The 15,376-nt window shown below is 61.8% G+C and carries 16 protein-coding genes; 5 read left to right on the top strand and 11 right to left on the bottom strand.

The window, feature by feature from the left end; all coding sequences use genetic code 11:
* Positions 1-95: 95 nt before the first annotated feature.
* Positions 96-566: an Lrp/AsnC family transcriptional regulator gene (locus tag AC07RO_RS18505; RefSeq protein ID WP_192171351.1), complete on the bottom strand. Its 471-nt coding sequence runs from the start codon at positions 564-566 to the stop codon at positions 96-98.
* A 148-nt stretch (positions 567-714) separates the two neighbouring features.
* Here AC07RO_RS18505 and AC07RO_RS18500 point away from each other — a divergent pair, with 148 nt between their 5' ends.
* Positions 715-1,062 (top strand): ACT-like domain-containing protein, encoded by a 348-nt coding sequence (locus AC07RO_RS18500; protein ID WP_495086761.1) that lies wholly within the window; start codon positions 715-717, stop codon positions 1,060-1,062.
* 112 nt (positions 1,063-1,174) lie between these two features.
* Positions 1,175-2,959 (top strand): type IV pilus assembly ATPase TfpB, encoded by a 1,785-nt coding sequence (gene tfpB, locus AC07RO_RS18495; protein ID WP_192171353.1) that lies wholly within the window; start codon positions 1,175-1,177, stop codon positions 2,957-2,959.
* Here tfpB and AC07RO_RS18490 read toward each other — a convergent pair whose 3' ends face one another.
* Together AC07RO_RS18490 and AC07RO_RS18485 are read right to left on the bottom strand one after the other, a co-directional pair.
* Positions 2,960-4,009, bottom strand: a complete 1,050-nt coding sequence (locus tag AC07RO_RS18490) for an L-idonate 5-dehydrogenase (protein WP_495086760.1) — start codon at positions 4,007-4,009, stop codon at positions 2,960-2,962. It lies immediately after the preceding gene.
* 14 nt (positions 4,010-4,023) lie between these two features.
* The gene (locus tag AC07RO_RS18485) at positions 4,024-4,794 is read right to left on the bottom strand and encodes a glucose 1-dehydrogenase (protein ID WP_495086759.1); all 771 of its coding nucleotides are present in this window, start codon (positions 4,792-4,794) and stop codon (positions 4,024-4,026) included.
* A 270-nt stretch (positions 4,795-5,064) separates the two neighbouring features.
* Between AC07RO_RS18485 and AC07RO_RS18480 the strand changes: the two genes are divergently transcribed.
* The gene (locus AC07RO_RS18480) at positions 5,065-5,382 is read left to right on the top strand and encodes a DUF2388 domain-containing protein (RefSeq protein ID WP_065987516.1); all 318 of its coding nucleotides are present in this window, start codon (positions 5,065-5,067) and stop codon (positions 5,380-5,382) included.
* Between the two features lie 97 nt (positions 5,383-5,479).
* Here AC07RO_RS18480 and gcvH read toward each other — a convergent pair whose 3' ends face one another.
* The 8 genes from gcvH to AC07RO_RS18440 form a co-directional block, all read right to left on the bottom strand.
* On the bottom strand, positions 5,480-5,863 hold the full coding sequence (gene gcvH, locus AC07RO_RS18475) for a glycine cleavage system protein GcvH (protein ID WP_495008390.1): 384 nt from the start codon (positions 5,861-5,863) through the stop codon (positions 5,480-5,482).
* A 66-nt stretch (positions 5,864-5,929) separates the two neighbouring features.
* Complete coding sequence (gcvT, locus tag AC07RO_RS18470) at positions 5,930-7,012, bottom strand: glycine cleavage system aminomethyltransferase GcvT (RefSeq protein ID WP_192171357.1); 1,083 nt, start codon at positions 7,010-7,012, stop codon at positions 5,930-5,932.
* Positions 7,013-7,166: 154 nt separating this feature from the next.
* On the bottom strand, positions 7,167-8,783 hold the full coding sequence (locus AC07RO_RS18465) for an ABC transporter permease (protein WP_495086758.1): 1,617 nt from the start codon (positions 8,781-8,783) through the stop codon (positions 7,167-7,169).
* 203 nt (positions 8,784-8,986) lie between these two features.
* The gene (locus tag AC07RO_RS18460; RefSeq protein ID WP_495086757.1) at positions 8,987-9,988 is read right to left on the bottom strand and encodes an extracellular solute-binding protein; all 1,002 of its coding nucleotides are present in this window, start codon (positions 9,986-9,988) and stop codon (positions 8,987-8,989) included.
* A 268-nt stretch (positions 9,989-10,256) separates the two neighbouring features.
* Positions 10,257-11,477: a 2-octaprenyl-3-methyl-6-methoxy-1,4-benzoquinol hydroxylase gene (locus AC07RO_RS18455; RefSeq protein ID WP_495086756.1), complete on the bottom strand. Its 1,221-nt coding sequence runs from the start codon at positions 11,475-11,477 to the stop codon at positions 10,257-10,259.
* Between the two features lie 49 nt (positions 11,478-11,526).
* On the bottom strand, positions 11,527-12,714 hold the full coding sequence (gene ubiH / locus AC07RO_RS18450; protein ID WP_282365801.1) for a 2-octaprenyl-6-methoxyphenyl hydroxylase: 1,188 nt from the start codon (positions 12,712-12,714) through the stop codon (positions 11,527-11,529).
* Positions 12,711-14,045: a Xaa-Pro aminopeptidase gene (gene pepP, locus AC07RO_RS18445; protein ID WP_369305153.1), complete on the bottom strand. Its 1,335-nt coding sequence runs from the start codon at positions 14,043-14,045 to the stop codon at positions 12,711-12,713. Before pepP ends, ubiH begins: the two co-directional genes overlap by 4 nt.
* An 80-nt stretch (positions 14,046-14,125) precedes the next feature.
* Positions 14,126-14,683 carry a YecA/YgfB family protein gene (locus AC07RO_RS18440; protein WP_192171362.1) on the bottom strand — a complete coding sequence of 186 codons (558 nt, stop codon included), beginning with the start codon at positions 14,681-14,683 and terminating at the stop codon, positions 14,126-14,128.
* A gap of 149 nt (positions 14,684-14,832) precedes the next feature.
* Between AC07RO_RS18440 and AC07RO_RS18435 the strand changes: the two genes are divergently transcribed.
* Both AC07RO_RS18435 and AC07RO_RS18430 read left to right on the top strand, forming a co-directional pair.
* On the top strand, positions 14,833-15,042 hold the full coding sequence (locus AC07RO_RS18435) for a TIGR02449 family protein (protein ID WP_037016503.1): 210 nt from the start codon (positions 14,833-14,835) through the stop codon (positions 15,040-15,042).
* Complete coding sequence (locus tag AC07RO_RS18430) at positions 15,039-15,362, top strand: cell division protein ZapA (protein ID WP_282365809.1); 324 nt, start codon at positions 15,039-15,041, stop codon at positions 15,360-15,362. The genes AC07RO_RS18435 and AC07RO_RS18430 overlap by 4 nt, the downstream gene beginning before the upstream one ends.
* The last annotated feature ends 14 nt before the right edge of the window (positions 15,363-15,376 follow it).

Raw genomic sequence — 15,376 nt, 5'->3', positions numbered from 1 at the left:
GCCAGTTGCAGCACCCGCAGTTTTGCGGCGTGCCTACCGACGCATTCCCGGCTGAAGCCGGTCCCACTAAATGCACGAAGCGCGGGATTGGCACCCTATCTGTTGATCGGCAAGCTCGTCGTCGATTTGATTTCCGACAGCGCCACTGTCGAATTCACTTCCTGGATCCCCGGTACCAGCGAGAGCTTTTCGAAGAAGAATCGCTCGTACGCTTCGATATCCGGCGTGACGATGCGCAGCAAAAAGTCCACCGACCCCATCAGCACATAACACTCCAGCACTTCGGGAAAGCCTCGGATCGCTTCGGTGAATTCGGTGAAATTGGACCGACCGTGGGCGTTGAGTTTTACCTCGGCAAAAATCTGCGTGTTCAGGCCGATTTTCTTGCGATCCAGCAGTGTCACCTGCCGCCGAATCACGCCTTCATCCTTGAGCCTCTGAATGCGCCGCCAGCAGGGCGACTGCGACAGGCCGACCTGCTCGGCGATCTGCGCGCTGGACAGCGATGCATCCTCCTGCAGGAGCGCCAGAATCTTCCGATCGTAGGCATCCAGCTCAATCCGCATAATCAATTCCCGAAATAAGACCACTGAACATAGACAAGTCTCGATGAGACTAATACAGCCCGTCTTCGACCAGTAATTTCTTTTTCAGCGTGTAAAACTTTCTGCCATTCAACGCCATTGCAACGACGCGATTGTCAGGAGGTATCCCATGCCACATTTCGAAACCGTCAGCGGTGCTCCGTTTCGCCACGACGTCTGGTCGGTCAGCAACGCTCACGGCCTGTCGCGATACCAAATCCTTGCCGAAGCGGAAGCTGACGTACTCTGCCGGCTGCTCAACCTGTTCGCGATGCAGTACCTGATTCCCCAACAGGTCAGCGTGCTGCAGCAGGAAGGCATGCTGATGGTGAGCGTCGAGGTGGGTGGCATGACTTCGCACCGCGCTCAGGTGATTGGTGAAAAAATGCGCAACCTCGTCAGCGTTTGCTCGGTCGAACTTGAACCCATGGGCGATTTGCACGTCGTAACCGAGGCCGTCTCACTCGCCGCCAGTTGAGTGCTCCGAAAATATTGGCAACGCTTCGCTACCGGCAGGGCGCAACAACTGGCACGCTTGGGACTACTCTTGCTCAACACCGAAGTAAGCCGTCTTGTACCAAGGAGCCCGCATGTCCGTCCTCGCCTCATCATCTCAGGACCGCTGGCTGGATCTGAACGAAGTACTGCGTGACCTTGTCGCCCAGGGATACCTCGATCAGGACAACGCCGAATATGCGCTCACGCTGCGCCGAGCCGCGCAGAATCTCCACGCCCACCCGCTCGAACTCATCGCCACCCAGCAGTTCGACAACCACAAGCGGCCCGGCAAGAAACTCGACCTCGAAACCCTGACCGCCTGGCTGGCTGAGCAAGCCGGCCAGCCGTACCTGCGCATCGACCCTCTGAAGATCAACGTCGCCGCCGTGACCCCGTTGATGTCCTACGCCTTTGCCCAGCGCCACAAGATTCTCGCGGTGGACGTTGATCGCGATGCGGTGACCATCGCCAGCGCGCAGCCTTACGTGAGTGCGTGGGAAGCCGACCTGACCCACGTACTGAAGATGCCGATCAAGCGCGTCGTCGCCAATCCTGTCGACGTGCAGAAACTGGCCGTCGAGTTTTATCGGCTGGCGAAATCGGTCAGCGGCGCAAGCGCCAGCGATCAGAAAATCAGCAACATGGGCAACTTCGAACAGTTGCTCAAGCTCGGCGCCAGCGATCAGGAGCCGGACGCCAACGATGCGCACATCGTCAATATCGTCGACTGGCTGTTCCAGTACGCGTACCAGCAGCGGGCGAGCGATATTCACATCGAGCCTCGCCGTGAAGCCGGTACCGTCCGTTTCCGCATCGATGGCGTGCTGCACAACGTTTATCAATTCCCGCCCCAGGTGGCGATGGCTGTCACCAGCCGTCTGAAAAGCCTGGGCCGGATGAACGTGGCCGAGAAGCGCAAGCCGCAGGACGGCCGGGTGAAGACCAAGACGCCTGACGGTGGCGAAGTGGAGCTGCGGCTGTCGACGCTGCCCACGGCCTTCGGCGAAAAAATGGTCATGCGGATTTTTGACCCGGAAGTGCTGCTCAAGGACTTCGACCAGCTCGGATTCTCCGGCGATGACCTGCGTCGCTGGGAGGGCATGACGCGGCAGCCCAACGGCATCATTCTGGTGACCGGCCCGACCGGTTCCGGCAAGACCACCACGCTGTACACGACCCTGAAGATGCTGGCGACCTCGGAAGTGAACCTCTGCACCATCGAGGACCCGATCGAGATGGTGGAGCCGGCGTTCAACCAGATGCAGGTGCAGCACAACATCGACCTGACCTTTGCCAGCGGCGTCCGCGCGCTGATGCGGCAAGACCCGGACATCATCATGATCGGCGAGATTCGCGACCTGGAAACCGCAGAAATGGCGATTCAGGCGGCATTGACCGGTCACTTGGTGCTCTCGACGCTGCACACCAACGACGCGCCCAGCGCCATCAGCCGTCTGCTGGAGCTGGGCGTCCCGCATTATCTGCTCAAGGCGACGATCCTCGGCGTGATGGCGCAACGTCTGGTGCGGACGCTTTGCCCGCACTGCAAGGCGCCGATCGAAATGGATGAGGTCGACTGGCAAACCCTGACGCGGCCTTGGCAGGCGCCCGTGCCAAGCGGCGCGCACCGGGCAGTGGGTTGCGCGGAGTGCCGCGACACGGGTTATCGCGGGCGTGCGGGGGTGTACGAGATCATGCTGATGTCCGACGCCGTGAAGTCGCTGATCACGGCGGACCTGGACCTGACGGCGTTGCGTCGCCAGGGCTTCAAGGACGGTATGCGCAGCCTGCGGTTGTCCGGCGCGCAAAAGGTCGCGGCGGGGCTGACGACGGTTGAAGAGGTGCTACGCGTGACACCGCAAAGCGAGCAGCGTTAGTTACTGGTCCGGCACCCCGAAATCCAGCACGACTTTCATCGCCTGCTGCTTGTCCCCGGCCAGTTCGAACGCCTGGACCGCGTCCTGAAACGCGAGGGTGTGGGAGATCACCGGGGTCACGTCGATCACCTTGCGATTGAGCAAGTCCACCGCCTGGGCGAACTCGGCATGGAAGCGGAAGGTGCCGCGCAGGTCGATTTCCTTGCCCACCACCAGGTTCAGCGGAATTGCCACATCGCCACCGAGCCCGACTGTCACCACAACCCCACGCGGTCGCATGCAGGTCAGGCCATCGCGCAGGGCTTGCGCACTGCCGGAGGCCTCGAACATCACGTCGAAATAACCCTTGTCGGCGGTATAGCGCGCCAGTGCTTCGGGCTCGTCGCGCAGATTGTGGGTTTCGCTGGCGCCCATGCGGCGCGCGCAGGCCAACGCGCTGTCGCTCAAATCTGCGGCAATAATCTGCAACGCACCCGCCGCGCGCAGGCTGCCGATCAGCAAGTTGCCTATCGGGCCGCAGCCGGTCACCAGGACGCGCTTGCCGAACACGCCGCCGGCGCGCTGGATCGCGTGAAGCCCGACCGACAGGGGCTCGGCCAGGGCGCCTTCAGCCAGCGTCGTGGTCGGCGCCAGCACATGGGCCTGGTCCGATTCGATCACCAAGTGCTCCCGGAAGGCGCCCTGAATGTGCGGAAACGGCATCGCGCTGCCGTAAAAACGCATGTTCAGGCAATGGTTGAGCAGGCCTTCGTGACAATATTTGCAGCCTCCGCACGGCCGTGACGGCGACACGGAGATCCGTTGCCCGACGCTGAAAGCGCTCTGGGCATCGCCGACTTCCTCGATGACTGCCGAAATTTCATGGCCAAGGACCATCGGCTCTTTCAGCCGAACGGCACCGAATCCGCCGTGCTGGTAGTAGTGAAGATCCGAGCCGCAGATACCGCCGCGAGCAACGCGAACGCGCAACTGGCCGGCAGACAACGGCAACGCTTCGTTGCCGGGCTCGACACGCAGGTCTTTCGCGGCATGGCAGACAATCGCTTGCATGGTCATTCTCCGGATTACAGCGATGCCGTGATGGCACCGTCGACGTAAAGGATGTGGCCGTTGACGAAGCTGGCCGCGTCCGAGGCGAGAAACACCGCCGCGCCCGCCAGCTCCGACACTTCGCCCCAACGACGGCTCGGCGTGCGTTGCACCAGCCAGTCGCTGAATTCGGTGTTGGCCACCAGCGCAGCGTTGAGCTCGGTCTTGAAGTAGCCCGGCCCGATCCCGTTGACGTTGAGACCGAACGGGCCCCAGTCGATCGCCATGCCTTTGGTCAGCATCTTCAGCGCGCCCTTGCTCGCGGTATACGGCGCAATGCCCGGTCGGCCCAGCTCGCTCTGCACCGAACAGATGTTGATGATGCGCCCGCGCCCACGGGGGATCATGCAGCGCGCGACCGCTTGGCCGACGAAGAACGCGCTGTCCAGGTTGGTACGCATCAGCTCGTGCCAGTCCGCCTCGGCGAACTCCGCCAGCGGCCCGCGCCGTTGGATGCCGGCGTTGTTGACCAGGATTTCCAGCGGCCCGACGCGTTCTTCGATTTCCTGAACCGCAACGGCGACCGCCTTGCTGTCCGTCACATCAAAACTCTGCGTGTGAACTGCATGCCCCTCCGCGATCAAGGCTTGGGCGGCCGATTGCAGCGTCTCGGCGTTGCGGCCGTTGAGCACGACCGTGGCGCCTGCTTCGGCCAGACCCCGGGCAATCGCCAGACCGATGCCTGCGCTGGAGCCGGTGATCAGCGCCACCCTGCCGTCGAGACGAAAACTTTCCAGAACAGCCATGACGCCCTCCTATTGTTTTTGCGGCTTGAATCTCGATGGGCTGCGCCAGCTGTTGTCCCGATCAAACACAGAAGCCGCGCAGATTGCAGTCACCGTACTCTGCCCGATCAACTTCCCACCGTCATCAACCATGACCCTCCGAACGTTGATCAACGCCCGGACGAGAAGACTTGGCAGGTCGTTGCGCTATGAAGCCCTGAGCACGGGGAACTAGAACGGCAGATGGCGTATCAAATCGTTTCAGAACAAACCAACATCGGAGTACCCGTCATGCGTCTTAAACTTGCTGTAGCCACGTTAGCTTTGCTTTCCCTGCCAGTCGGTTCAGCAATGGCCGACGGTTTTCTGCGGGACGTGCTTTCGTCTGGTGCCACAACCGGTTCGACCTACCTCACCTTCCGTCACCACAAGCTGATCGTCGCTGCACAAGATGACGCTGGCAGCTTCGTTGCCAGCAACGGCGAAATCCGTGGCCCATACCTGGAAGCCGCCATGGATCAGGTGCGCAAGGACAACCCGGCCCTCAAGGCATCGGACATGGACCTGGCGAACGCCATCCTGGCGAAGAACCTGGTTGCCGAGCAATAAGTCAGACCTGTCGAGACGGGTTGGCCGCATAACGCCAATCTAGCTCCCAATAAAAAGCCGCTCACTTGAGCGGCTTTTTTGTGCCTGACCGATGGGCTTATTCGCCGATCAGTGCCTTGTAGCCGGCTGCATCAAGCAGCTTGCCCAGGTCCGCGGTATTGGCTGGCTTGACCTTGAAGATCCACGACGCGTATGGCGCCTCGTTCAATGCCTCTGGGCCATCAGCCAGCGCCTCGTTGACCTCGACGACTTCGCCCGCCACGGGCGAGTAGATGTCAGACGCAGCCTTTACCGACTCGACGACACCGGCCTGATCACCTGGGGCCGCGAAAACCTTACCCACCTCAGGCAGCTCGACGAACACCACGTCACCCAGCGCTTCCTGCGCATGATCGGAAATACCGACAACGATCAGATCACCCTCTTGCTTCGCCCACTCGTGGCTCTCGGCAAAACGCAGTCCGGCGGGAATAGTGCTCATGTTCTTATCCTCTCTACTTCATCAGGTCAGCGGAAAAACCCGCCAGGGATGGCTTTTAAATCAGGGTTAAATCAGGGCCTTGCCGTGACGCACGAATGCGGGTCGAACCACTCGGACCGGGTACCACTTGCCCCGGATTTCCACCTCGGCACGGTCAGCGGTGGCCATCGGCACTCGCGCCAGCGCGATCGACTTGCTTAGCGTAGGAGAGAAACTACCACTGGTGATCTCTCCTTCGCCAACTTCCGCTATTCGGACGACCTGATGAGCGCGCAAAACGCCCCGCTCTTCGAGGACCAGCCCTACAAGTCTTGAGGAGATGCCTCGCGCGCGCTCTGCTTCGAGTGCAGCACGCCCGATGAACGTTCGGTCTTCAGGCGTCCACGCGACCGTCCAGGCCATATTGGAGACCAGCGGCGAAACCTGCTCGTCGATTTCCTGACCGTACAGATTCATGCCCGCTTCCAGCCGCAGCGTATCGCGGGCGCCCAGACCGATCGGCGAGATGCCGGCACCGACCATGTCGTTGAAAAAACTGCAGGCTTCGGTGGCGGGCAGGATGATCTCCAGGCCGTCTTCACCGGTATAACCTGTGCGGGCAATGAACCAGCCGCCTTCCTGCTGGCCTTCGAAGGGTCTGAGGGTGTGGATGAGCGCGGTGCGTTCCTGATTGACCAGTTCGCCGATCTTCTGCCGGGCGTTTGGCCCCTGAATGGCGAGCATGGCCAGCTCCGAGCGATGCCTGACGCGCACGTCGTAGCCGGCAAGGTTGGCGTTCATCCAGGCCAGATCCTTGTCGCCGGTGGCGGCGTTGACCACCAGTCGATAACCCTCGTCGGTCAGGTAGACGATCATGTCGTCGACGATACCGCCGTGGGTGTCGAGCATCGCGCTGTAAAGCGCCTGCCCGGTCTGTTGCAACCTGCCGACGTCGTTGGCCAGCAGATGTTGCAGCCAAGGCTTGGCCTGGCTGCCGGATACATCGAGCACATGCATGTGCGACACGTCGAAAATCCCGCAATCCCGGCGCACCTGATGGTGCTCCTCGACCTGCGATCCGTAGTGCAAGGGCATGTCCCAACCACCAAAATCGACCAGCTTCGCGCCGAGCGCGAGGTGCAGGTCAAAGAGGGGCGTACGCTGTCCCATGGGTTTCTCCTTCCGGGCGTGGCGAAGACGCGGTCACTGGCAATCCCGCAAATCCCCCGTGAATTGGGGTTTGGAGCCGTTGCTAATTTGTGGAATTGTCTGACAGACCGAGTCGATTGCGGCGCATTGTAGCCGCAAGGTTGGGACCCCGCACCTAACCAATCGGCTTAGCCGAACGTCTGATCAAACCGATGACCGGAAGCAGCCCGACCAGCACCAATGTCAGTGCAGGCAGAGCCGCACGCGCCCACTCGCCTTCGCTGGTCATTTCGAAGATGCGCACGGCCAGCGTGTCCCAGCCAAACGGGCGCATGAGCAGCGTGGCGGGCATTTCCTTGAGGACGTCGACGAAGACCAGCAGCGCAGCGCTCAACGTGCCGGGTATGAGCAGCGGCAGATAAATCCTGAAAAACAATCGTGGCCCACTGACCCCCAGACTGCGAGCGGCTTCGGGCAATGAAGGGCGAATGCGCGACAGGCTGTTCTCGAGCGGCCCGTAGGCGACCGCAATGAAGCGCACCAGGTACGCAAGCACGAGCGCCCCCAGGCTGCCCAGCAAAAGCGGCCGGCCAGCACCGCCCATCCAGGTGGATAAGGGCACAACCAGTTCCCGGTCGAGATAACTGAACGCCAACATGATCGACACCGCCAGCACAGAGCCGGGCAGCGCGTAGCCGATGTTGGCGAGGCTGACGCCCGAGCGGATGGCGCGAATGGGGGCGAGACGCCGGGCAAACACGAGAATCATCGCGACGCACACCGTGACCAGCGCAGCGATGCCGCCCAGATAAAGCGTGTGCAGGATCAACCCGGCGTAGCGCTCGTCGAGGTCGAAACGCCCGCGCTGCCAGACCCAGACAATCAACTGCAACAGCGGCACCACGAACGCGCAGGCGAACACCAGTCCACACCATGTGCTGGCGGCGGCGGCTTTGATGCCGTGCAGGTGATACAGCGCCTTGACCCTCGGACGCTCGTTGCTCGGCCGGCTCGCCCCCCGTGCGCGATGCTCGCCGTACAACAGGACCATGACGGCCAGCAGCAGCAGGCTCGCCAGTTGCGCGGCGCTCGACAGGCTAAAGAAGCCGTACCAGGTTTTGTAGATCGCGGTGGTGAAGGTGTCGAAGTTGAACACCGACACCGCGCCGAAATCCGCCAGGGTTTCCATCAACGCCAACGCGACCCCGGCACCGATCGCCGGCCGCGCCATGGGCAATGCCACGCGCCAGAACGCTTGCCACGGCGACTGCCCCAAAATGCGGGCGGCCTCCATCAGGCCTTTGCCCTGCGCCAGGAATGCCGTGCGCGCCAACAGATAGACGTAGGGGTAAAACACCAGCACCAGCACGATGATCACGCCACCGGTCGAGCGCACTCGCGGCAGACGCAGGCCGGAGCCGAACCACTCGCGCAACAGCGTCTGCACCGGACCTGCGAAATCCAGCAATCCCACAAAGACAAACGCCAGCACATACGCCGGGATGGCAAACGGCAGCATCAGCGCCCAGTCGAGCCAGCGCCGCCCCGGGAACTCACACAGCGCCGTCAGCCACGCGAGACTCACGCCCAAGACCGTAACGCCCAGCCCGACGCCGAGCACCAGCGTCAGGGTGTTGCCAAGCAACCGTGGCATCTGGGTTTCCCAGAGGTGGGACCAGATCTGCTGATCGACGGTTTGCCAGGAGAACAGCAGCACGCTCAACGGCAGCAGCACCAGCGCGGCGATGGTGAAAACCAGGGGGTACCAGCGACGCTGGGGGGAGTGGGCCAAAGGGGTTACTCATGGAGAGTTGCGGGTTGCCGAAGCCCTTGGGGGGAGCGACCGGGGTGGCGCTCCACCTTGCTCGCGAAGAGGCCGGCACATCCGCTAGATCTCCAGCGATTGAAATGCCGTCTTCGTGAGCAAGCTCACTCCCACAGGATCTTCACCAAAATGCAAAAACCGGCGTTAATCCGGGCTTTTTTTGCGAGAGATCAGTTCCATCCAGCACGGTCCATCATGCGAATCGCTTCGGCCTGCCGCCGACCGGCCACTTCAACCGGGATTGTGTCCGCCTTGAATGCGCCCCAGCTCGCCACTTCTTCGGACGGTGCGACTTTCGGGTTGGCCGGGAATTCCTGGTTGGTGCCGGCGAATATCGTCTGGGCTTCGGGGCCCGTCATCCATTCCACCAACGCTTTGGCGGCGTCGGCATGGGGCGCGTACTTGGTCAGGCCAATGCCGGAAAGATTGACGTGCACGCCGCGATCCGACTGATTGGGCCAGAACAGGCGCACGGCAAGGTCCGGATTGTCCTTGTGCAAGCGACCGTAGTAGTAAGTATTGACGATGCCGACGTCGCATTGGCCGGCATTGATGGCTTCCAGCACCGCGATGTCATCGGAAAACACGTCGGTCGAGAGGTTGTTCACCCAGCCCCTGAGAATCTTTTCAGACGCCTCGGCGCCGTGGGTTTCGATCAGCGTGGCGGTCAGCGACTGGTTGTAGACCTTCTTGGCGGTACGCAGGCAAAGACGTCCTTCCCACTGTTTGTCGGCCAGCGCTTCGTAGGTGGTGAGTTCTTCAGGTTTGACGCGATCGGTGGAGTAGGCGATGGTCCGCGCGCGCAGGCTCAGGCCGGTCCAGCTGTGGGTGGAAGAGCGGTATTGAGGCGGAATGTTCGCGTCGACGACCGGCGAGGTGAACGGTTGCAGGATGCCCATCTGTTCCGCTTGCCAGAGGTTGCCTGCGTCGACGGTGAGCAGCAGGTCAGCCGTTGCGTTCTGGCCCTCGGCCTTGATGCGCTGCATCAGCGGGGCTTCCTTGTCGGTGATGAACTTGACCTTCACACCGGTCTTGGCGGTGTAGGCATCGAACACCGGTTTGATCAGCTCATCGATTCGGGAGGAATACACCACCACTTCATCTGCGGCCTGGGCGGTGCTGCCGAGCACGGTTAATGCCAGGGCAGCCAAAAGACGCTTGCTCGCCTGCATGCAGGTTCTCCTGATTCGAGAGAGGGGAAAAACGAGGCGAAATGGTAGTGAATCGCATCTACCATCTCAACCGAAGTCAGGATTGAGCCGTTACCGGATGTTGCGGAGTGCCGGCGGTGAACCCTCTGAACGCGCGCGGTTTCAGTGGGACCGGCGTCAGCCGGGAAGAGGCCGGCTTCAACGCCATCAGATTCCCCGCGTAGCAAATGGCGCTTTCCCAGCCAAGCCGGTCCCACAGTGAAGCGCGCGGACAGAAAGCGCTGTGCCGTCAGAGCTTCGCCAACTCGGGGAGGTCCCCGGTCAGCCCCAACGCCTGACGCACGAACAATGCTTTGGCTTCTGCCGAATGATCGACCATCTTCAGCCCGGCATTGCGCAGCAAACGAACCGGCAGCGCATCGGCCTGGAACAGCCGCTCGAAGCCTTCCATCGCCGCCATCAACGCCAGGTTATGCGGCATGCGCCGACGCTCGTAACGGCTCAACACACGCTCATCGGCCAGACGCTCTCCGCGCCCGACCGCACCGCGCAGCACTTCGGCGAGCACGGCTGCGTCGAGAAAGCCCAGGTTGACGCCCTGCCCCGCCAATGGATGAATGGTGTGCGCGGCGTCGCCGATCAGCGCAAGGCCCGGCGCCACATAGCGCTTGGCATGGCGTTGCCGCAGCGGGACGCAAACCCGCGAATCAGCCGAGATCACCTGCCCGAGACAGCCTTCGAACGCATTCTCCAGCTCACGGCAGAAGCGTTGGTCATCGAGCTTCATCAACCGCTCGGATTGCTCCGGTGTCACCGACCAGACGATGGAGCACCAATGCTCACCCTCTCGGTCCAGCGGCAAAAAGGCCAGCGGGCCGTCGTCAGTAAAGCGCTGCCAGGCGGTTTTGCGGTGGGAGTCCGCCGTGCGCACGCTCGTCACAATGGCGTGATGCAGGTAGTCCCATTCCCGCGTCGCGGTGCCCGTCATGCGCCGCACGGTCGAGTTGGCGCCATCGGCCGCGACTACCAGCGGCGCGCGCAATGTGCGGCCGTCGGACAGGGTCAGCAGCCAGTCATCGCCGGAGTGACGCATCTGCTCCAGACGCGCATCGGCCAGCAAACCGATGTTGCTGTCATGCAAGCGTTCGACCAGCGCATCCTGCACCACGCGGTTTTCAACGATATGCCCAAGCACTTCGGCGTGAACGCTGGAGGCAGAAAAATGCACCTTGCCCGTGCCGCTGCCATCCCACACGTGCATGTCGCTGTAGGGGCTGACTCGCCGCGCAACGATGCCGTCCCAGACGCCTAGCCGCTCGAGAATGCGCTGACTGGCGATGGACAGCGCGCTGACCCGCGCCTCGAACGGCGCGTCGGCCACGAACGGCTTGACCGTCAGAGGACCACCATCCACCACGAGGATGTTCAGCCCACTGTCGCGCAGCGCCAGTGCAAGCGCGCTCCCCACCATTCCGGCCCCGACAATCAGCAGATCTGCGCGCGTTTCCATGCTTTAAATCGTTCTCGGTTGTGGCGAAGGCCACGAATGAATGGAGTGTTCAGACATCGCTTCGCGTTCCCAGGCCCATGGCCTGACGGGCGAACCAGCTCTTGGCGGACGGCAGCAGATCCAGGCCCAGGAGGCCCAAGTTGCGGCCTGCCGTGACGAGGGATTGCTGACTGCTGAACAGCCGGGTGACTTGATCCGAAAAGCCGACGGTCAGTTTTTGATCAACGCGCTGGCGCTCGCGGTAGGCCTGCAGCGTCGACAGCTCGCCCAGCGGTGCTTCGCTGGCGAGCAGTGATTCGGCCAGGGAGGCCGCATCACGCAGCGACAGGTTGAAGCCCTGCCCCGCAATTGGATGAAGACTGTGGGCCGCGTTGCCGAGCACCACCAGATGGGAGCGGATCTGCTCTTCGGCCTCGATCAACGCCAGCGGATAGCTATGCCGCGCACCCACTTGTTTCAGCGCACCCAAACGGTAGCCAAAGACGCCCTGCAGTTCTTCCAGAAAGCGTCGGTCGTCCAGCGCCATCAGCCGTTGAACGTCATTGCCGGTGCGCGTCCAGACCAGTGCGCAGCGGTTGTCCGGAAGCGGCAACAACGCCATGGGGCCATTTTCGGTAAACCGCTCGAAGGCCTCACCACCGTGTGGATCTCCCGGCGTGATGTTGGCAATGAGGGCGCTCTGATCGTACGGCGTGTTCCGCACGGCAATGCCCAACTGCTCGCGCAGGCTGGAGCGGCCGCCGTCGGCCAGCACCGCCAGATCGCAAGTGAGCTGAGTTTCGTCGTTCAGGGTCAGTTGGTAGCCATCGGGCAGCGCCTGCATGTGCGTGACCTCAGCCGGCACCCGCCAACTGATCACGTCCTTGTCCAGCGCCTGCCACAGGCATTGGCCAAGCCAGGCGTTTTCAACCACATAGCCCAGGGCCGGAACGCCTTCCTCCATCGAAGACAGGTGCGCAGCGCCGAACCGGCCTTTGTCGGAAACGTGAATTTTGAGAATCGGCTCGGCGCGGCGGCTGATCTGCTGCCACAGGCCCAGGCGCTCGTAGATCTGCCGCGCGCCGAAAGACAGCGCCGAAGAGCGCGCGTCATAGCTGGGCTGGTACGTGTCGCCAGGCGCAAACGGCTCGATCAGGACAATTTTCCAGCCCCGCGCCTTCGCCCCGGCTTGCAGGGCGAGAGCGAGGCTTGCGCCGACCAGCCCGCCGCCGACGATGGCCAGATTAAAGCGGCTCATGCGGCTTGGGTTCGCGCAGCGGCCATCAGGGCCTCAATGTCGGCAACGGTTTTTGGCACGTCGCCCGTCAGGATTTCACAGCCTTTTTTGGTCACCACGACGTCATCCTCGATTCGCACGCCAATCCCGCGCCACTTCTTGGCAACGGTCTGATTGTCCGGGGACACATAAATGCCGGGCTCGACCGTCAGCGCCATCCCGGCCTCCAGCACGCGCCACTCGCCGCCGACCTTGTATTCGCCGACATCGTGCACGTCCATGCCCAGCCAGTGTCCGGCACGGTGCATGTAGAAAGCTTTGTACGCTTCGGCGGCAATCAGTTCATCCACCGCGCCTCGCAGCAGCCCAAGTTCTACCAGGCCTTCGGTGATAACCCGAACCGTCGCCTCGTGAGCCTGATTCCAGTGATTGCCGGGTTTGATCGCCGCAAACGCCGCTTCCTGGGATTTGAGCACCACCTCGTAAATCGCTTTCTGTTCGGCGGAGAATTTGCCGCTGACCGGGAAGGTACGGGTGATGTCACTGGCGTAGCAGTCGATCTCGCAACCGGCATCGATCAGCACCAGATCGCCGTCTCTGAGCAGCGCATCGTTCTCCTGATAATGCAGGATGCAGGCGTTGCGCCCCGACGCGACGATGGAGCCATAGGCCGGCATCTTGGCGCCGCCCTTGCGGAATTCGTAATCCAGCTCCGCTTCCAGGCTGAACTCGTAGAGCCCGGCGCGACTGGCTTGCATCGCCCGCACGTGGGCCCGGGCCGAGATCTGCGCGGCCTCACGCATCACTTTCACTTCGGCCGCCGATTTATACAGGCGCATGTCGTGGAGCAGGTGATCCAGCGCAACGAATTCTTTCGGCGGCTGCGCACCCAGATGCGCCTTGGAGCGGATGACATTGATCCACTCCATCACATGTCGGTCGAATTCAGGATTACTGCCCATGGACGAATACACCCGATCGCGACCCTCGATGAGCCCGGGCAGGATGTCGTCGATGTCGGTGATCGGAAAGGCATCGTCGGCGCCGTACTCGCGCATCGCGCCGTCCTGACCCGCGCGCAGGCCGTCCCACAACTCGCGCTCGGGATTGCGCTCGCGGCAGAACAGGACGTACTCACCGTACTCGCGGCCGGGGATCAGCACGATCACCGCTTCAGGCTCGGGGAAGCCGCTCAGGTACTGAAAGTCGCTGTCCTGGCGGTACACATGTTCAACGTCCCGGTTCCGAATGGCCACAGCCGCCGCTGGCAGAATGGCGATGCTGTTGGGCTCCATCTGCTCCATCAACGCCTTGCGGCGGCGGGCATATTCGGCTTTCGGGATATGAATCATGGGCAAGTGCGGTACTCCGGGAGGTGCGCTTCGGCCACCGCCGCGCAGGGCGGCATGGCCGAAGCAGCGATGACGCGCTGTCAGTGCAAAGACGGCTTGGCTTCGTCTTCGGCGTCGGTTTTCTGGTTGAACTCGGTGAACAGCAGCAACGGCGCAACGCGCAGGTATTCCATCACTTCCATGTAGTCGCTCTCGCCGTCTTCGGACTCGTCGAGCGCATCGTGGACCTGAGCGATGGCAGCCAGATCTTGCAGCACGTCCCTGGCATCATCGCTCAGCGACTGACCACCGACCCGGGCAAAGCCGCTGAGGAAACCCTGGCACCACTGGGCCATGGCGGCGGTGCGCGTAGCCAGAGGCTCATCATCGCCGGGCAACAGCAACACGACGGTCATGTCGTCGCCGGTCAGTTCGCTTTTGACCATTGCCTGCAGGCCGATCAGGGCCTGGCGCACTTTGTCGTCAGGCTCTGTTTCCAGCAGCAGGTGAGCGTCGGTCAGCCACTCCTCAGCATCAAAGCCTGCGCCGGCGCAACTGCGGCCGAGCAAAAGGCCGTGCAGTTCGGCAGGCGATACGTGATGACCACTGCTGGTAAGCAGGGTGGCGAAGCCGTTGTACGGGGAATTCTGAATAGGCATGGGCAACTAGGCGCCAGGCGGCGCAATGTCTAGAATGAAGGCCTTGTATCGTAGCACCGGCAGACGCGCCCAAGCTATCAGGCGATGTCCGGGGCGAATCCAGACGCCAGCGCCTGCACCACTCATCTGAAAGTAATCAGTGGAAAACAATGGAAGACAACGACCTGCAAGCGCTGATGGCTCGACTGGAGTTATTGATCAATCGTGTCGAGCAACTAAAAAGTCAAAACGGACTCCTATTAGCTCAGGAAAAATCCTGGCGCGAGGAACGCGCTCAACTCATTGAAAAAAACGAAATCGCCCGGCAAAAGGTCGAGTCCATGATTTCGCGCCTCAAGGCCCTGGAGCAAGACTCATGAGTAATGGCAACAGCATCACCGTGCAAATCCTCGACAAAGAATATTCGATCATCTGCCCGCAAGAGGAGCGCACCAATCTGGTCAGCGCCGCGCGTTATCTGGACGGCAAAATGCGCGAGATCCGCAGCAGCGGCAAAGTCATCGGCGCCGACCGTATTGCGGTGATGGCCGCACTGAACATTACCCATGACCTTCTGCACAAACAGGAACTGCCACCCGCAAAGGCCCAGACAAATGGTGCCAATAGCGAGCAGGTTCGCGATTTGCTGGACCGTGTAGACCTGGTCCTTGCCACGGATTCGGATAAAGCACAAGGCTGATTGTTCGGACATGA

This window comes from Pseudomonas sp. GW821-FHT07F05, from assembly GCF_059418765.1.
The sequence above is the reverse complement of the archived record's forward strand: the minus strand, read 5'-3'. Positions and strand labels throughout refer to the sequence as shown.